The following is a 17,849-nucleotide window of genomic DNA, read 5'->3' as shown; positions in this document are numbered from 1 at the left end:
CTATTGCGCGTCCATGGGGCGCACGCGCATGCCCTCGCGCAGCCGCGCGGCGCCGGCGGCGACGATCACCTGGCCGGGCTGGAGCCCCTCGGCCACCACCACGCGCTCGCCGGTCACCGCCCCCAAGGCCACTTCCTGGCGGCGCACCGTTCCGCCCCCTGGACCGCTCTCCGGCTCCAGCAGCCAGACATGCGGCGGCGTGCCGGTGACGATGGCGGCGATGGGCACCGTCAATTCGGTGGCCGGCGCGGCGCGGCCCGTGTAGCGGGCCCGGACGGCGACGGTCATGCCCGGCAGCACGGCCACACCCTCCGGGTGCGGCATGCCGAAGCTCACCTGGTAGGTCTGCGCCACGGCGTCGGGCTGGGTGCGGTGTTCGCGATAGGTCAGCGGAAAGCGCAGGTCGGGGCGCGAGGGCAGGATGGCCTCCACCTCCAGCAGATCCTCCTGGCCGACCACGGCCACGAGGTCCTCTGGCACCGAGATGGCCACCCGCAGCTCGGTCACGTCCTGCACGCGCAGCACCGCCGTCCCGGCCGCCACCACGGTGTAGGGGTCCACCAGCCGCTGCGTCACCAGCGCGTCGAAGGGCGCGTGCAGGGTGGCGTGTTCCAGGTTGCGCCGCGCCTGGCGCAGGGCCACGTCGCGCAGGTTGAACTGCGCCTCGGCCTCGTCGATCACCGCACGCGCCACGGTGCCGGGCGAGAGGCCGCGGTTGCGCTGCCAGGTGCGCTCGGCGAGGCTGCGCTGCACCTCGGCCTCCTGCACCGCGAGGCGCAGATCCTCGGGGTCGAGCGCGGCCAGCAGGCTGCCCTGCGGCAGGCGCTCACCCTCACGCACCGGCATCTCCGTGATGCGACCGCCCACCTGGAAGGCCACCTCCACCGTCCGCACCGCGCCCACGCGGCCCACGAATGTGCGGGTGCGGATGCCCGCGGCGGGTTCCAGCCTTTCGAGCTTCACGGTCCGCACAGGCTCGGGCGCGGGCGCCGCCTCCTCGGCGTCGTCGCAGGCCGCCAGCGGCAGCAGCGCGCCGCCCAGCAGAAGGCCCCGCCGGGGCAGGGAAAAGCGCCGGCTCATGCGCCTTCTCCCGGCACGGCGGCGCCCAGCGCCTTGTGCAGCCCGACCACGGCCAGGGCCTCGGCCTCGCGCGCGGCGGTGAGTTCGATGCGGACCTGCAGCAGGTCCTGCTCGGCCTGGAGCCGGTCCAGGAAGCCCACCAGCCCCTGTGCGTAGAGCCGCTCGGCCCCACGCAGGGCGCGCAGAGCGGCCGCCTCCGCCGCCTCCAGCCTTTCGCTGCGGGCGCGCTGGGCGGTGAGGTTGGTGAGCGTGCCCTCCACTTCCTCCACCGCGCCGAGCACGGATTGTCGGTAGGCCAGGGTGGCCTCGGCCAGGGCGGCGCCGCGCGCCTCGATGTTCGCGCGCCGCACGCCCCAGTCGAAGAGCGGCATGGAGAGCGAAGGCCCGCCCGCCAGGAAGGTTAGCGGCCCTGCGGGGTTGAGGAAGGAGGCGCCGACCGCGGTGGCCGTCACCTGCAACCCCCCGGTCAGCGTCAGGCGCGGCCACATCTCGGAGCGCGCCACGCCGAGTTCGGCGGCGGCGCGCAGCACGGCCAGCTCGGCGGCGCGCACATCGGGGCGCGCGCGCAGCAAATCCGCCGGCACGCCGGCCTCGACCAGGCCGCGCGCGGCGGGCTGGCGGGGCTCGGCGGTGCCGGGGTCCAGCGCCGGGTCGGGCAAGGGATCGGCCGCGAGCGTGGCCAGGCGCCGCGCGGCGCGCGTGGCCGCCGCCCGCGCCTGCGGGATTTGCGCCTCCACCTGCCGCAGGGAGCTGGTGGAGCGGTCCACGTCGAGGTCGCTGGCCAGGCCAGCCCCCCGGCGCTCGGTCGTCAGCCGCACCAGGCTGCGCTGGGCGCGGGCGGAGGCCTCCAGCAGCCAGGCGCGGCGCTGGGCGGCGCGGAGTTCGAGATAGGTCTGCGCCACCTCAGCCGCGAGGGAGAGGCGGGCCGCCTCGGCCTGCCGCTCGGCGATGGCGGCGGCGGCACGGGCCGCCTGGGTGGTGGCGGTCGCCCGGCCGAAGAGGCTGACCTCCCAGCTCGCATCCAGCCCGCCGCCCCAGGTGACGGTGCCGCGCGGCTGGGACAAGCCCGCGCCCAGGTCACCGCCGAGGCTGGGCAGTTCGCCCGCGATGCGCCGCTCGCCCCGAACCTGCGCGCCAAGGCCGAGGCCAGGAAGGAACTGGGCCTCGGCGGGCACCAGCTGCGCGCGCGCCTGGGCCACGCGCTGCGCCGCCTGGGCGAGGTCCAGATTGTCAGAAAGCGCGCGCGCCACCGCGCGGTCCAGCAAGGGGTCGTCGAAGCGCGCCCACCAGGCGGCGGGGTCCACGCGGGGGCCGGGGCGGGTGGCCTCGACCTCGCCCACCCATTGCGCGGGCAGGGGCCGGGCGGGGGCCAGGGTGGGAAGCTGTGGCATGGCGCAGGCGCCAACGGAAAGCCCGAGGCAGGCCGCCGCGAGCCGCGCGGGGCGCGAGCGGGCGGGGCCGCGCGGCCAGGTCAGGGAGGGGTGCAACATGCGGGCCTTCGCTGTGCGCGCCCCCAGGGGATACCGGGGCGACAGAAATTAGAATGATCATTCTAATTAACGACCGGGCACCAAAACAGCAAGGCCCGCCACCGGAACGGTGACGGGCCTGCAAGGTTGCCGGAATTGCTAAGCTTCAGTTGGCCGGCGAGGTGCCCGGCATCTCACCCAGGTCGAACCACATCCCCGCGAAGGCGATCAGCCCCTCGCGCGCCGGGCCGGGGAGCAAATGCTCATCCGGCCCATGCTGCTGGCAGCCGCCATAGCTGTGCGGCACCCAGGCCAGCGGCACGCCCAGGTGGTCCACGAAGACATCGCCCGGCAGCCCGCCCGAGGAGTTGGGGATGATCTGCACGCGCTTGCCCAGCGAACGCTCCATGCTCTCCGCCGCCCAGCGTACCCAGGGGTGGTTCGGTGGCGTGCGGGAGGCGCGCATGCCCACCCCGGCGTTCTCGATCCGCACCTCGGGAAAGCCTTGGGCGTCGAGGTGGCGGCGAATGGCAGCCTCGAATGTGTGCGGGTCCGTGTCCACGGTGTAGCGGATGTGCAGAGCCGCGCGGGCATCGGGGGCCACGGCGTTGACCGGATTTTCCGGCCGGCCGCTGACCATCGCCAGCACGATCAGGCTGTTCCAGCCATAGATCTTCTCGGCCGCCGTCAGGCCCGGCTCGCCCCAGTTCGCGTCGATGGTGGCGGCATCGCCGCCGGCCTCCACCTCGCAGCCATCTAGCACGCCGCGCACCTCGGCCGGCACGCCGTTGAGCGGCAGCAGGTCGCGCACCAGGATCTTGCCGTTGCGGTCCACCATGCTGCCGATGGCATGGGCCAGCACCACGGCGGGGTCGGTGGTCAGCCCGCCCCAATGGCCCGAATGCACGCCCCCCGCGCGCAGCTTCAAGGCGAGGTCGAAGCGGAAGATGCCGCGCGTGCCGGTCGCGATGGTGGGCACGGCGGGCGCCACGCGCGGGCCGTCGCTCGCGATCAGCGCGTCGGCCTTCAGTTCCGCGGCGTGCGCCGCCACGAATTCCCGCAGGCCGGCCGAGCCGCGTTCCTCGGCCATCTCCAGCACCAGCTTCACGTTGAAGCCGAGGCGGCCGGCGCGCGCCGCCAGAACCGCCTCCAGCGCCAGCAGGTTGATGAGGTGCTGGCCCTTGTTGTCGGCGGTGCCGCGGCCATACCAGCGGCCCTCGCGCTCGGTCAGGCGCCAGGGGGCCAGGCCCTCGCTCCATTGCTCGTCGAGGCCGCGCACCGTGTCGCCATGGCCGTAGAGCAGGATGGTGGGCCGCGCCGCATCCTCGATGCGGGTCGCGATCATGATGGGGCCGAAGCCTTCCATCGGGTTGGGATGGATGGCGCAGGTGAAGCCCATCCCCTCCAGCCAGGGCTGGATGCCCTGTTCGAGGTAGCGCGTCAGATGCGCCTCGAAGCCCGGCTCCTGCGCGGTGGAGGGGATTTCCACCAGGGCGCCGAGGCGCGCCTTCAGCGTCCCGTCGTCGAACAGGGCGGCGGCGCGGGCCAGAGCCTCGCGGCGGCGATCGGGGGCGGTGTCCATGCTGTGGTCCTCGTGTTCAGCGGGGGGCTTCGGCGCGCCACCGCAGGAAGGGGGTGATGTCCGGCCGGCGGTCCGGCACACGGCTTTGCCCCAGGATGTCGAGCCCCGCGGCCGGTGCCCCGTCGGGGACGGGCAGTTCCAGCCGCAGCGCCAGCCCATCTTCGGCCAGGCCGAAATGCCCGCCAACCCCCAGATGGAGGCCGGCATCCCCGCGCAGCTCCCCATCCGTGATCCAGGCCGTGCCCTGGTCCACCCGCATCCGCAGCAAGCCGCGCTCGACCGGGGTGGAGCCGCCGCCCAGCGCCCGGCGCAGCGCGGCCTCGGCGGCGGCGACATCCTCCCAGCCCAAGGCCGCCACCGCGACAGGGGCGTCGAAGCCGCCCACCACACCGTCGCGCAACGTGATCTCAGCCGAACCACCCAGGCTGCGAAGGGCCGAGGCCGCATCCATGCCTTCGGCGGTCAGGCGGAAGCTCCCGGCCATGCGCCCGGCGGTGACGTCCAGCGGCCGTCCGAAGACGGGGCCGCCCAGCGACACGCCTTCGAACCCGCCATCGAGCCGCAGGCGGCGGGTGTCCCCGGCGGGCTCGATGCGGGCTTCGAGCTGCGCCTCGCCGGCCAGCAAAGTCGCGCGGCCATCGCTCAGACGCAGCCCGGCCACATCGCCGCGCAGCGCGGCGGAGGCGGCGGTCAGCGCGGGCAGCCCCGGCACTGCAACCTGCTCGGCCGTCAGGTCCAGCGCGAGGTCGAGCGCCCCCGCCGCGCCGAAGCGCCAACGCTCCGGCGCCGGCAGCGGCAGGCGCTCGAAGGCCAGGCGGCCCGTGGCGGCGGGGCGGCCTTCCCGACCGGGGGCGATGCCAAGCTGCCCGCGCGCCCGCGCCGCGCCCGCCACGAATTCCAGGTTCTCGACATTCCATTGCCCGGGCCGGTGGGCCAGGGCGGCAACAACCGACAGCGACCCCTCGCCCAGCCAATCCAGCGCGGCGCCCTCGGTGAAACGCCCCAGCAGCCGCGCGGCGCCGGGGTGGCGCAAGGTGAAGCTGCCCTGGCCGGTGCGGGCGCCGAAGTCGAGGGTGGTCTGCCATTCCAGCCGGGCCTCGGCCAGCTCCGCCTCGGCGCGCAGGGCCAGCGCCTCCAGCGGCCCGGCCCCGGAGGCGCGCAGCCGCAGGGGTTCCCCCGAAAGCCGGGGGTGGTCGAGCCCCAGCAGCCCCAGCACAGGGCCGGCCGCGCCCTCGGCTTCGAGCGACATCTCGTGAAGCCGGGCATCGTCCAGCGCGCCCGTCAGGGTGAAGTCGAGGCCCAGATGCCGCGCCGTCAGCCGCCGGAGCAGAAGACGCCCGCCTTCGGCCGCGCCATCCAGCGCCAGGCGCTCGAACACCACATCGCCCAGCGCCAGCCGCCCGAAGCCCAGGCGCAGCTGCACATCGGTGCCGCGACCTGCGGCGCGCATGGCTTCCATCACCGCCGGCAGGGCGGGGCCGGATTCCAGCGCGTCGAAGTCGAGGCCGAGAGCGAGGCGCGGCCGCGCGCCGGCACGCCAGACGAAGCCGCCCGTGACCGTGGCCGCCCCCCAGCGCGCCTGCAGTTCCGAGACGGAATATTGCGGCCCTTCCACCGCCAGGCGGAACCTTCCCTCGGCGCTGCCCGGCCCGGGGTGGAGCGCGGAAGGCCAGCCGATGGCGCCCGCCAGCGCGGCCGGCTGTTCCGAACGGAAGGACAAGGCGAGGTCCAGCATCGGCCCCTGCCCCGTCCCGGCCAGACGCACCTCCGTCCCGCCCGGCAATTCGGCCGCGACGTCGGAGAGCGCGAGCCGCTCCCCTTCCAGCCGCGCGGAGGCGCGCAACCTCCGCAGCGGCAGCGGGCCCAGGCGCGACTGCTCGGCCGCGATGTCCAGCACGACGGGGATGGCCGGGGGCGTGGTGCCGCGCAGCGCGGCGAGCCAGGGCTCGACATCGAGGCTGGGCGCCGCCAGCGCGGCCCGGAATTCCGAACCGGGCCCGAGGGTGAGGGTGGCGGAACCGCGCACCCGCTGCTCCCCGAATTGCAGCGACATGTTGCGCGCGACGATGCGCTCGACCCCCGCCTCCAGCTCGGCCGTGGCGCGGAAGGCGCCGGGGGGCGCGGGCAGGAGGGCGGCGAGGCGCGGCCCCTCGGCCTCCAGCCGTCCCTCGAAGCCGCCCTCGGCCAGCAGGGCACCACGGGCGCGCAGGCTGGCCCCCTGCACCTCGCCCAGAAAGTCGAGTGCCGCCACCCCGTCATCGGAGGCCGGGCGCAGCAGGGCCTGGAAGCGCATGGGCCGGCCGCGCCAGGCGAGGCTGCCCTCGGCCGTCATCGCCTCATGGGGCGCGCCGGCACGCAGCCGGGCGGTGACGCCCTCGACCACGGCGCCGCCCAGGATGACCTGGCTGTCCTCGATCTCGGCGTCGAAGCCGGCGGGAAAGGCGGGCTGGAAGACCCCCGGCAACGAGGTCAGTGGCCAGGGCAGATGGATGACGGCACCCAGCAGCGCCATCTCCCGCACCTCGATGCGGCCGAGCAGCAGGGCCGGCAGCGCGAGGCGCAGGCGGATGCCCCGTGCCGTCATGCGGATGTCGTCCTCATCCCAGCCGATCAGCAGCCCCTGCGCCTCCATCCGCGGCTGGGGCAGCAGCTCGACCGAGATGGGCCCGGTGATGGCGACGGCGCGGCCCAGCCGTTCGGAGGCGATGGCGGCCAGCGTGCCGCGGTGGCGGTCCCAGTCCAGCGTGCGCGGGACGGCATAGATGGCGACCGCGCCCAGCGCGGCCGCGAAGGCGAGGATCAGCGCGAGGAGGCGCGCGCCCCTCACCTGCCCCAGCCGCCGCCGCCCGGCGTCTCCAGCACCAGCACATCATCCACGCCGAGATCGGCCTTGCCGGCATTGCCGGGAATGGGCGTGGTGGTGCCGTCCGCGCGCTCCACCCATTGCCGGCCGGGCGCGCCATCGGCGCCGCCATGCAGGCCATGGGGTGCGATATTGCGGCGCGAGGCGACGACCACCGCCTGCATGGGGCGCAGGAAGCGGATGCGCCGGCGCGATCCGTCACCGCCCTGCCATTGCCCCGCCCCGCCCGAACCGCGGCGGATGGAGAACTCCTCCAGCCGCACCGGGTAGCGCATCTCCAGGATCTCGGGGTCGGTCATGCGGGTGTTGGTCATGTGGGTCTGCACTGCGCTGGCGCCGTCGAACCCCGGCCCCGCGCCCACCCCGCCGCAGACCGTCTCGTAATACTGGTACTGCGCGTCCCCGAAGAGGAGGTTGTTCATGGTGGCCTGGGCGCTGGCGCAGGCGTCGAGGGCCGCCAGCAGCGCGTTGCAGGTCATCTGGCTGACCTCGGTGTTGCCGGCCACGACGGCGCGGCCCGGCTCGGGGCTGAGGAAGCTGGCCGGCGGCACGATGATTTCCAGCGGCTTCAGGCAGCCATCGTTCAGCGGGATGTCCTCGCCCACCAGGGTGCGAAAGCAGTAGAGCACCACGGCACGGCACACGGCGGGCGGCGCGTTGAAATTGTCCGGCCGCTGCGGGCCCGTGCCGGTGAAGTCGATGATGGCGCGGCGGTTCCGCTGGTCCACGCGGACTTCCACCACCAGCGGCGTGCCGTCATCGGTGCGCGTCTCGAAGCGGCCATCCTTCAGCTTCGCCAGCACGCGGCGGACGCTTTCCTCGGCGTTGTCCATGACGTGGCGCATGTAGGCGCGCACCGTCTCCAGCCCGAAGGAGGTCACGGCGGCGCGAAGTTCCTGCACGCCGGTCTCGTTCGCCGCCACCTGTGCCTTGATGTCGGCGATGTTCACGTCCGGCGCGCGGGCGGGGTAGCGGGCGCCTTCCAGCAGGGCGCGGAACTCGGCCTCGCGGAAGCGGCCCTGTTCCACCAGCAGGAAGTCGTCAATGACGACGCCCTCCTCCTCCAGCGTGGCGGATCCGGGGGGGGTGGAGCCCGGCGTCAGGCCGCCGATATCGGCGTGGTGACCACGGCTGCCCACGAAGAACAGGATCTCCGTGCCGGCGTCGTCGAAGACGGGCGTGATGACCGTCACATCCGGCAGGTGCGTGCCGCCATTGTAGGGGTTGTTCAGCGCGACCACGTCGCCCGGGCGCAGGGTGGCGCCACGGCTGTTGATGACGGTCCGCACGCTTTCGCCCATGGCGCCCAGATGCACCGGCACATGCGGCGCATTGGCCACGAGCGCGCCCGTCGCGTCGAAGATGGCGCAGGAGAAGTCCAGCCTCTCCTTGATGTTCACGCTCTGGCTCGTGTTCTGCAGCACCGTGCCGGTCTGCTCGGCGATGGCCATGAAGAGGTTGTTGAACAGCTCCAGCATCACAGGGTCGGGGCGCGAGGCATCGGCCTCCCGCGCCGCCGCCCGCGCCTCGACGCGGTGCAGGACGAGGTGGTTGAGCGGCGTGACGCGCGCCTCCCAGCCGGGTTCGACCACCGTGGTCGCGATGGCCTCGCGGATCAGCACGGGGCCGCGGATGGCATCGCCCGCGCGCAGGGCGTCGCGGTCATGCACCGGTGCGTCGTGATGGGCACCCGCCATGAAGACCCGCACGCGATCGAGAAGCGGAATGGCCTCGCCTGCGGGGCGGGACGCGAGCGGCGTCTCGGCCACCGCCTCGCCGGGCAGGGTCACCTCCACCACGGCGGCCTCGATGACCACGGGGCGTTCGGGGGTGGCGAAGCCGAAGCGGGCGCGGTGGGCGGCGGTGAAGCGTTCCAGCAGTTCACGCGCCTCGCCCATGGGGACGGGCAGGAAACTGTCGGTGCCGGCATAGCGCAGATGCACACGGTGCTGGGCCGTGAGGGCCGTGGCGTCAGCCCCCTGGCGCGCCAGTTCCTCGCGGCCTGCTTCCTCCAGCGCGGCCAGCCGCTCGCGCAGGGGGGCGATGGCGGCGGCGTCCAGCGGGGCCTCGATGGCGGCCTCGCGGATCACGGACTGGTCGGCCAGCCCCATCCCATAGGCGCTGAGCACGCCGGCGAAGGGGTGCAGGAACACCGTCTCCATGCCCAGCTCATCGGCCACCAGGCAGGCATGCTGCCCGCCCGCGCCGCCGAAGCAGGCGAGCGTGTAGCGCGTCACGTCATGGCCGCGCTGCAGCGACACCTGCCGGATGGCATGCGCCATGTTGGCCACCGCGATGCGGAGAAAACCCTCCGCCACCTCTTCCGGCGACTGGCCGATGCGGGCCGCGAGTTCGGTGAACTTCGCGCGCACCGTCTCGGAATCCAGGGGCTGGTCGCCATCGGGCCCGAAGATGGCCGGGAAGTGCGCGGGCTGGATCTTGCCCGTCATGACGTTCGCATCGGTCACGGTCAGCGGCCCGCCACGGCGATAGGCGGCGGGGCCTGGCACGGCGCCCGCGCTGTCCGGCCCCACGCGGAAGCGCGCGCCGTCATAGTGCAGGATGGAGCCGCCGCCGGCCGCCACCGTGTTGATGGCCATCATCGGCGCGCGCATCCGCACGCCGGCCACCACGGTTTCGAAGGCGCGCTCATACTGGCCGGCATAGAGCGCCACATCGGTGCTGGTGCCGCCCATGTCGAAGCCGATGATGCGCTCGAACCCCGCCATGGCGGCGGTGCGCGCCGCGCCCACGATGCCGCCCGCGGGGCCGGAGAGGATGGCGTCCTTGCCCTGGAAGGCTCCGGCTTCCGCGAGCCCGCCGGAGGATTGCATGAAGAAGAGCCTGGGGGGATTGCTTCCGGCCGATTCACGCCCGGCTTCGCCGGACGATCGGACGGGGTTCCCCAACTCATCGGCCACCTGCGCCACATAGCGCCGCAGGATGGGCGAGAGATAGGCATCCACCACCGCCGTATCCCCGCGCGGCACGATGCGCGGCAGCGGGCTCGCTTCATGCGAGAGGCTGATCTGGGTGAAGCCCTCCTCCGCCGCGATCTCGCCCAGGCGGATTTCATGCGCCGGATGCGCCCAGGCGTGCATCAACACGATGGCGACCGCGCGGATGCCCTCCGCATGGGCCTCGCGCAGGGCGACGCGGGCGACGCCCTCGTCCAGCTTCGTGATCTCGGTGCCGTCCACCGCCACGCGGCCAGGGATTTCGGCCACACGCGCGTGCAGCAGCTCGGGCAGCTTCACATGCAGGTCGAAAAGCCGCGGCCGCGCCTGGTTGCCGATGCGCGCCATGTCGGCGAAGCCCTGGTTCACCAGAAGCAGGACGGGCTCGCCCTTGCGCTCCAGCAGGGCGTTGGTGGCCACCGTGGTGCCCATCTTCACCGCCTCGACGGCGCCTTCGGGCAGCGGCGCACCGACGGGCAGGCCCAGCATCTGGCGGATGCCGGCCACCGCGGCATCGCGATAGCGTTCAGGATTTTCGGACAGCAGCTTGGCGGTGGAGAGTGTGCCATCCGGGTGCCGGGCCACGATGTCGGTGAAGGTGCCGCCCCGATCCACCCAGAATTGCCAGCGCCCCGCCACCATTCGCCAACCCCCTGCCTGCCCGCCCGGTTTGAAGCGAGCGGGCGCGGCGCGCAAGGGGGAAGCGCGCCGCGATCACATCCGGTTCAGCTGCTCATGCGGATGCCGGTGAGTTCGGCCATCTCGCGCCAGCGCTGCACCTCGCTCTGGTGGAAGGCGGTGAACTCCAGCGGCGTCAGCGGGGCGCTGTTCAGCCCGGCGCGGACCGCGCGCTCGGCCACCGCCGGTTCGCCCAGGGCGGCGATGAAGGCGGCGCCCAGTTGCGCCACGCGCGCCTCCGCCGTGCCGCGCGGCGCGAAGAGGCCGAACCAGGCGTCCACCGCCATGAAGGGCACGCCGGCTTCCTCGGTGGTGGGGATGTTCGGGAATTCCGGCAGGCGCATGGGCGCGCCGACCGAGAGTGCCCGCACCCGCCCGTCGCGCACGAAGGTCACGATCTGCGGCCAGGTCGAGACGAAGAAATCCACCACACCGGCGATGGTGTCCGTCGCCGCCGGCGCGCCGCCGCGATAGGGGACATGCGTCGCCTCCATCTGCATCCGGCGCACGAAGGTCTCGGCGATGACGTGGCTCGCACTGCCCGCCTGGGAGGAGGCGTAGTTCACCCGCCCGCCATTGCGCCCCATGGCCACCAGCCCCGCCATGTCCTGCGCGCGGGAATTGGCGGGCACGACGGTGGCGTGGTGGACGGTGGCGAGCCGCGCGACGGGCACGAAGCTTTCCACGACGTGATAGGGCAGGCTGGGCGCCATCCATTGGTTGGAGGCATGGGTCTGGTTGTGGCCCAGCACCAGCGTGTTGCCATCGGGTGCGGCGCGGGCCGCCGCCTCGGTGCCGATGATGCCGCCCGCGCCGCCTCGGTTGTCCACCACGACGGGCTGGTTGAGCAGTTGCCCCGCGCGCTCGCCCACCACACGGGCCAGGATGTCGGTGGAGCCGCCGGCCGGGGCGGGCACGATGAGGCGCAGCGGCGCCCCCTGGGCGCGCGCGACGCCCGGGGCGGCCAATGGGGCGGCCGCCAGGGCGGCCATGGTGGCGCCAAGGCTGGCGCGACGGGTCAGCATGGAAAAACCTCCCTCGGGGTGCGGCCGGGTTCAGCCCGGCAGGGTGTTGATGAAGTCGAGCAGCAATCGCGTCGTGGCCTCGGGCTGTTCCTGCTGCACCCAGTGGCCCGCGCCGTCCACCAGGTGGACGCCGCGCATGTCGGTGCAGGCGGTGCCGTTCATCCGCGCCAGCGCGCCAGGCGACTGGTGGATGCCCCAGTCCGAGGCGCCGGCGATGAACAGGCTGGGAACATCAATGGTCCGGCCGGTGAAGGCCTCCATATCCGCGTCGAAGCGCCTGGAGGTGCGGATGCGATACCAGTTCAGCCCGCCCTGGAAGCCGGTGCGGGCGTATTCGCCGGCGTAGAAGCCCACATCCTCCTCGGTCAGCCAGGGGCTGTATTGCGGGGGGGTGTGGGGGGCCACGGTCTGCGCCATGTCCTCGTGCAGGTTCATGACATAGTAGGTGGGCAGCTTCGCCAGTTCCGCGGCACTCCAGGCCGTCAGGGGAACGGGCCTGTTCTCCGCCCAGTCGGCGCTCTTGTGGTGGTAGTAGCCGCGAATGAACGCGGGCAGGCCCTGCGGCGCGCCGGTCATGTCCGTATCCGCCTCGGGCGTCGAGTAATACCAGTGGTAGTGCTTGCGCCCGATGGCCGCGAGTTCCGCCACGATGTCCTGCGCGGGCGGGGGCGTGCCGTCGCGCAGCGCGGGCGGGCCGCTGAAGGGCGCGCTCATCAATGCCACGGCCGGGAAGATGTCGGGGCGCACCAGCGTGGCGTGCGCCGCCACGGGCGAGCCGAAATCATGTCCCACCACCGCATGCACGCGCTTGTGGCCCAGCGCGTGGACCAGCCCCACCACGTCGCGCGTCAGGTTCATCTGGCGGAACTGCGCGAGGTCCCCGTCATAGCGCGTGTCGGCCCCCGTGGTGCGGCCATAGCCGCGCAGGTCGGGGGCCACGACATGGAAGCCCGAGGCCGCCAGCGGCCGCATCACATGGCGCCAGGAATAGGCCAGCTCCGGAAAACCGTGCAGCAGCAGCAGCAGCGGGCGGCCCGGTGTCTCGTGGCCCGCTTCCAGAACATGCATGGTCAGGCCGTTCACATGCGGCACCATGCGGCTCTGGATGCCGTGCGGCAGGGGGATGGGCGAAAGGCTCATGGTCGGCGCTCCAGCAGGACGAGGCCATCCACCTTCGGCGTTCCCCCCCAGTCGAAAACTTCATGCGCGATGCAGGGCATGTCCAGACGGTCGGCCACATGCCGCACCACGTCCACGCTGCCGAAATTCCGCCAGCGGTCGTTCTGCTGGTAGAAGCCACCCGGGTTCTGCATGTTGTTCGAGACGTGCAGCAAGGCGAGGCCGCCCGGCACCAGCACGCGGTGCATCTCGCGGATATAGTCGAAGACGTCCAGCAGCTCGAAATGCACCATGGCGTCGTAGCAGTAGAGCGAGGTGTGGGCGCCCGTGTCGCAGTCCGCCAAATCGTGGCCGTTGTTGACCACGTAGCGCACGCGCGCATCGCCCGCGAAGCGCTGGCGGCAATGGGCGATGTTGCTCTCGTTCACGTCCACCAGCGTGATCTCGCCCACGCGGTCCAGGCATTGCGCGGCGTGGCGGCCATGACCGCAAGCCAGCTCGATGGTGCGCGAGAGATCCAGCCGCTTGAAGTATTTCAGCACCGGCTTCTCGGGTGACCAGAAGAAGCCCAGCCAGGCCTCGGCCTGGGCGTAATAGGGCGCACCATCCCAGTCGCGGTTGATGCGGGCGCGGATGCTGTCCTGGCGGTTCACGCTGCCTCCAGGGATTCGCTGAGTTCCAGCCACTCCTCCTCCAGCGCGGCCACCTCCTTGGCGATGGCGGCGCGGCGGGCAGTGGCGCGGGCGATCAGGTCGGGCTTGTTGCGGTCATAGAGGCGCGGGTCGGCCAAGGCATCGTCAATCACGCGCGCCTCGGCGTTCAGCTTTTCCATGGCGGCCTCCACCTCGCGCAGGCGCTGGCGCAGGGGGGCCAGGTTCTGGCGCTGCTCGGCGCGGCCGCGGCGTTCGTCGCGGCGGACGGGGGGCGCCTCGCTGGCCTTGGCGCCGCCGCGGGCGCGCTGCGCCAGATGCGCGCGGTAATCGTCCAGGTCGCCCTCGAAGGGGGTGACGGCGCCATCGGCCACCAGCCAGAGACGGTCCGCCACCAGCTCCACCAGATGCGGGTCGTGGCTGATAAGCAGCACGGCGCCCTGGTAGTCGGCCAGGGCCCGCACCAGCGCCTCGCGCGCGTCGATGTCGAGGTGGTTGGTGGGCTCGTCCAGGATGAGCATGTGCGGCGCCTCGCGCGTCGTGAGCGCCAGCAGCAGCCGGGCCTTCTCGCCGCCCGAAAGGGCCGTGACACGCGTCTCCGCCCGATCCGCGTCCAGCCCGAAGCGCGCGAGTTGCGACCGGCATTGCGCGGGGGTGGCGCGCGGCAGGGCCTCCTGCATATGGGACAGCGGCGTGCCGTCCGGGTTCAGCTCATCGGCCTGGTGCTGCGCGAAATAACCCACGCGGATGCGCCGGTCGCGGTGGATGTCCCCGCCCATCAGGCCCAGCCGCCCGGCCAGCAGCTTGGCCAGCGTGGACTTGCCATTGCCGTTCGCGCCCAGCAGGGCGATCCGGTCCTCCTGGTCAATGCGCATGTCGAGGCCGCGCAGCACCGCGCGCTCGCCATAGCCCACCACGCCGCGCGCCACGCTGAGGATGGGCGGCGAAAGCTGCTCCGGCTCGGGGAAGGCGAAATGGGTTTCGCTGTCCTCCACGATGGCCTCGATGGGCGGCAGGCGTTCCAGCGCCTTGAGGCGGGATTGCGCCTGGCGCGCCTTGGTGGCCTGGGCGCGGAAGCGGTCTACGAAGGCCTGCATATGCGCCCGTTGCGCGGTAATGCGGGCGTTCTGCGCCGCCTGCTGGGCCGCGCGCTCGGTGCGGATGCGCACGAAGCTCTCGAAATTGCCGGGGTAGAGGGTGATCTTGCGCTGATCCAGGTGCGCGATGGAATCCACGCAGCGGTCCAGCATGCCCCGGTCATGGCTGATGACGATGGCCGCCCCCGAGAAGCGCTGCAGCCACCCCTCCAGCCAGAGCGCCGCCTCCAGGTCCAGGTGGTTGGTGGGCTCGTCCAGCAGCAGCAGGTCGGGCTCCAGGAAGAGGGCGCGCGCCAGGCTCACGCGCATGCGCCAGCCGCCCGAGAATTCCGAGGAGGGCCGCGCCTGCGCCGCCGCGTCGAAGCCGAGGCCCGCGAGGATGGTGGCGGCGCGCGACGGCGCGCTGTCCGCCTGGATGGCGATGAGGCGTTCCTGGATTTCCGCCGCGCGGGCGGGTTCGGGGCCGGCCTCGGCTTCGGCCAGCAGGGCGGCGCGCTCGGTGTCGGCGGAGAGGACGATGTCCAGCAGGCTCTCGGACCCCGCCGGCGCCTCCTGCGCCACATGCCCCATGCGGGCGCGGGCGGCGAGGCGGATGTCCCCGCCATCCAGCCCCACCTCGCCCAGGATGGCGCGGATCAAGGTGGACTTTCCGGCGCCGTTGCGGCCCACCAGGCCGATCTTGCGGCCCGTGTCCACCTGCAGCGAGGCGCCCTCCAGCAGCGGGCGGCCGGCCATGCGCAGGGTCAGGTCGCGGAGGGTCAGGACGGTCATGCGCGGGGTTATAGCGCGGGGTGCCCCCCGCCGTCAGCGCGTCCGCGCGGGGAATAAAGGGCTGAGGGCTTGCGCGCGGGGCGGCCTGCCCCTATCCGCCCGGCCAGCGCCACATCCCAACGGCAGGAATAACCCCATGGCCATTGAACGTACCTTCAGCATCCTCAAGCCCGACGCCACGCGCCGGAACCTCACCGGCAAGATCAACGCCGTGTTCGAGGAGAACGGCCTGCGCATCGTGGCGCAGAAGCGCATCCACATGACGGAGACGCAGGCCAAGAAGTTCTACGAAGTCCACGCCGCCCGCCCCTTCTATGGCGAGCTGGTGTCCTTCATGACCTCGGGCCCCGTCGTCGTGCAGGTGCTGGAAGGCGAGAACGCCGTGGCCAAGAACCGCGAGCTGATGGGCGCCACCAACCCGGCCAACGCCGACGCCGGCACCATCCGCAAGATGTTCGCCGAGAGCATCGAGGCCAACAGCGTCCATGGCAGCGACAGCGCCGAGAACGCGGCCATCGAGATCGCCTACTTCTTCGCCGGCAGCGAAATCGTCGGCTGAATGTGTTGGGGGGCGGGCGACCGCCCCCCTTACGCTTCGGGGCTCAGCCCCAGATCAGGTAGATCAGCACCAGGATCGCCACGGTCGCGCCCACGGCCCAGGGGATGGACGCCATGAAGGCGTCATAGAGGCCCTGGCGCTCGGACATGATGTCCTCGGCCTTCACTTCGACGAACTCGATCTCATGGTGCTGCTGGGCCATCTCAGGGCTCTCCTCAATCCTTGGCGCGATGTGTAGGAAGCGGCGCGTATCCGGGCAAGGGGTTGATCAAGGCGCCCGTCGCGGCCGGCAGCGTTCCCACCACGCGCCCTTCCTCCAGCCGCACCCGTCCTGAGGCCAGCCAGGCCAGCGCCGCCGGGTAGAGCCGATGTTCCTCGGCCAGGACCCGGGCGGCCAGTTCCGCTTCGGTATCCTCGGGCAGCACCGGCACGGCGGCCTGGGCGATAATGGGCCCCTCATCCACCCCGGGCGTCACCAGGTGAACGGTGCACCCATGCAGCCGCACGCCCGCGGCGAGCGCGCGCGCATGGGTGTCCAGTCCCGGAAAGGACGGCAGCAGCGAGGGATGGATGTTCACCATCCGCCCCTCCCAGGCGCGGACGAAGCCTTCGGTCAGCACCCGCATGAAGCCCGCCAGCGCGACCAGCTCGATGTCATGGGCGGCCAGTTCGGCCTGGAGGGCGGCCTCGAAGGCCTCGCGCGGCCGGCCGCGGCTTTCGACGACGGCGGTGGGCACGCCGCGCCCGGCCGCATGGGCCAGGCCGGCCGCATCGGCGCGGTTGGACAGGACGAGGGCGATCTCGGCCGGATAATCAGGCGCGGCCGCCGCCTCCAGCAGCGCCGCCATGTTCGACCCGCGGCCCGAAATCAGGACCGCGACCCTGGGCCCCTCGCCCTTGGGCCGCGTCATGGAAACAGGCGGCCCCGCATCACCACCTCGGCCTCCTCGCCGCCGCCGGCCTCGATGGTGCCGATGCGCTGGGCCGTCTCGCCCGCGGCGTTGAGCTGCGCCACGGCCGCTTCAGCATGCTCGGCCGCGACCACGACCACCATGCCGAGGCCGCAATTGAAGACGCGCAGCATCTCGGCCTCGGCCACGCCGCCGGCGCGGGCCAGCCAGGGGAAGACGGGCGGCGGCGTCCAGGCGCCGGCATCCACCACGGCCCGCACGCCCTCGGGCAGCACGCGGGGCAGGTTGCCCGGCAGGCCCCCGCCCGTGATGTGGGCGGCGGCCTTGAGCATCCCCGCCCGGTGCAGCGCCAGCAGCGGCTTCACATAGATGCGGGTGGGGGCCAGCAGCGCCTCGGCCAGGGTCTTGCCGGGGGCGAAGGGCGCCTCGGCGTCCAGCCGCGCGCCGCTCGCCTCCAGGATGCGCCGCACCAGGGAGAAGCCGTTGGAATGCACGCCCGAGCTCAACAGGCCAACCAGCACATCGCCCGGGCCCACCTCGCGCGGCAGCAGCGCGCCGCGCTCGGCGGCACCGACGGCGAAGCCGGCCAGGTCATAGTCGCCGCCGTGATACATGCCCGGCATCTCGGCCGTCTCGCCGCCCACCAGGGCACAGCCGGCCTGGCGGCAGCCCTCGGCGATGCCCGCGACCACCTCGGCCGCGTGCGCCACCTCCAGCTTGCCGGTGGCAAAATAATCCAGAAAGAACAGCGGCTCCGCGCCCTGCACCACCAGGTCGTTCACGCACATGGCGACGAGGTCCACCCCCACCTCGCCATGCCGCCCCGCCTCGATGGCCAGGCGCAGCTTGGTGCCCACCCCATCGGTGGCGCTGACCAGCACGGGGTCGGTGAAGCCCGCGGCCTTCAGGTCGAACAGGGCGCCGAAGCCGCCCAGGCCACCCATGGTTCCTGCACGATCCGTGGAACGCGCGAGGGGTTTGATGCGTTCCACCAGCGCGTCGCCGGCTTCGATATCCACGCCGGCCTGCGCATAGGTCAGCCCATTGGGGGTCGGGTCTTTGTCGTGCGAACTGTTCAGGGTCGCCTC

13 protein-coding genes are annotated in these 17,849 nt (G+C 72.6%); 1 reads left to right on the top strand and 12 read right to left on the bottom strand.

The genetic code is table 11. From position 1 onward, the window contains the following. The 9 genes from GGQ83_RS14945 to GGQ83_RS14905 form a co-directional block, all read right to left on the bottom strand. Positions 1-1,080 carry an efflux RND transporter periplasmic adaptor subunit gene (locus tag GGQ83_RS14945; RefSeq protein WP_184385392.1) on the bottom strand — a complete coding sequence of 360 codons (1,080 nt, stop codon included), beginning with the start codon at positions 1,078-1,080 and terminating at the stop codon, positions 1-3. Beyond that, complete coding sequence (locus GGQ83_RS14940; protein ID WP_184385390.1) at positions 1,077-2,570, bottom strand: efflux transporter outer membrane subunit; 1,494 nt, start codon at positions 2,568-2,570, stop codon at positions 1,077-1,079. Before GGQ83_RS14940 ends, GGQ83_RS14945 begins: the two co-directional genes overlap by 4 nt. 145 nt (positions 2,571-2,715) lie before the next feature. After that, the gene (locus GGQ83_RS14935; RefSeq protein ID WP_184385388.1) at positions 2,716-4,131 is read right to left on the bottom strand and encodes a M20/M25/M40 family metallo-hydrolase; all 1,416 of its coding nucleotides are present in this window, start codon (positions 4,129-4,131) and stop codon (positions 2,716-2,718) included. Positions 4,132-4,147: 16 nt separating this feature from the next. Beyond that, on the bottom strand, positions 4,148-6,958 hold the full coding sequence (locus GGQ83_RS20330; protein ID WP_184385386.1) for an AsmA family protein: 2,811 nt from the start codon (positions 6,956-6,958) through the stop codon (positions 4,148-4,150). Then, the gene (locus GGQ83_RS14925; protein ID WP_184385384.1) at positions 6,955-10,593 is read right to left on the bottom strand and encodes a hydantoinase B/oxoprolinase family protein; all 3,639 of its coding nucleotides are present in this window, start codon (positions 10,591-10,593) and stop codon (positions 6,955-6,957) included. The genes GGQ83_RS20330 and GGQ83_RS14925 overlap by 4 nt, the downstream gene beginning before the upstream one ends. 83 nt (positions 10,594-10,676) lie before the next feature. Continuing rightward, positions 10,677-11,654, bottom strand: coding sequence for a Bug family tripartite tricarboxylate transporter substrate binding protein (locus GGQ83_RS14920; protein ID WP_184385382.1), 978 nt, complete (start codon positions 11,652-11,654; stop codon positions 10,677-10,679). Between the two features lie 30 nt (positions 11,655-11,684). After that, positions 11,685-12,794: an alpha/beta hydrolase gene (locus GGQ83_RS14915; RefSeq protein ID WP_184385380.1), complete on the bottom strand. Its 1,110-nt coding sequence runs from the start codon at positions 12,792-12,794 to the stop codon at positions 11,685-11,687. After that, entirely contained in the window at positions 12,791-13,426 is a 636-nt protein-coding gene (locus tag GGQ83_RS14910) for a class I SAM-dependent methyltransferase (RefSeq protein ID WP_184385378.1), read from the bottom strand. The genes GGQ83_RS14915 and GGQ83_RS14910 overlap by 4 nt, the downstream gene beginning before the upstream one ends. Beyond that, positions 13,423-15,291, bottom strand: coding sequence for an ABC-F family ATP-binding cassette domain-containing protein (locus tag GGQ83_RS14905; protein ID WP_184385376.1), 1,869 nt, complete (start codon positions 15,289-15,291; stop codon positions 13,423-13,425). The genes GGQ83_RS14910 and GGQ83_RS14905 overlap by 4 nt, the downstream gene beginning before the upstream one ends. A 136-nt stretch (positions 15,292-15,427) precedes the next feature. Between GGQ83_RS14905 and ndk the strand changes: the two genes are divergently transcribed. Further along, on the top strand, positions 15,428-15,850 hold the full coding sequence (gene ndk / locus GGQ83_RS14900; RefSeq protein ID WP_184385374.1) for a nucleoside-diphosphate kinase: 423 nt from the start codon (positions 15,428-15,430) through the stop codon (positions 15,848-15,850). A gap of 43 nt (positions 15,851-15,893) precedes the next feature. On the opposite strand, the gene GGQ83_RS14895 is transcribed toward ndk, so the two are convergent. From GGQ83_RS14895 to purM, 3 genes are read right to left on the bottom strand one after another with little or no spacing between them, the layout of a single operon-like run. Continuing rightward, positions 15,894-16,052 (bottom strand): preprotein translocase subunit SecE, encoded by a 159-nt coding sequence (locus tag GGQ83_RS14895; RefSeq protein WP_184385372.1) that lies wholly within the window; start codon positions 16,050-16,052, stop codon positions 15,894-15,896. Positions 16,053-16,065: 13 nt separating this feature from the next. Continuing rightward, positions 16,066-16,761 carry a phosphoribosylglycinamide formyltransferase gene (purN, locus tag GGQ83_RS14890; protein WP_184385370.1) on the bottom strand — a complete coding sequence of 232 codons (696 nt, stop codon included), beginning with the start codon at positions 16,759-16,761 and terminating at the stop codon, positions 16,066-16,068. After that, the gene (gene purM, locus GGQ83_RS14885) at positions 16,758-17,840 is read right to left on the bottom strand and encodes a phosphoribosylformylglycinamidine cyclo-ligase (RefSeq protein ID WP_277988678.1); all 1,083 of its coding nucleotides are present in this window, start codon (positions 17,838-17,840) and stop codon (positions 16,758-16,760) included. The genes purN and purM overlap by 4 nt, the downstream gene beginning before the upstream one ends. Between the last annotated feature and the right edge of the window lie 9 nt (positions 17,841-17,849).

The organism is Roseococcus suduntuyensis, from assembly GCF_014196305.1.
Taxonomy (GTDB): Bacteria; Pseudomonadota; Alphaproteobacteria; order Acetobacterales; family Acetobacteraceae; genus Roseococcus; species Roseococcus suduntuyensis.
Note: the sequence above shows the minus strand (reverse complement) of the source record. Positions and strands in the feature narration are given on the sequence as shown.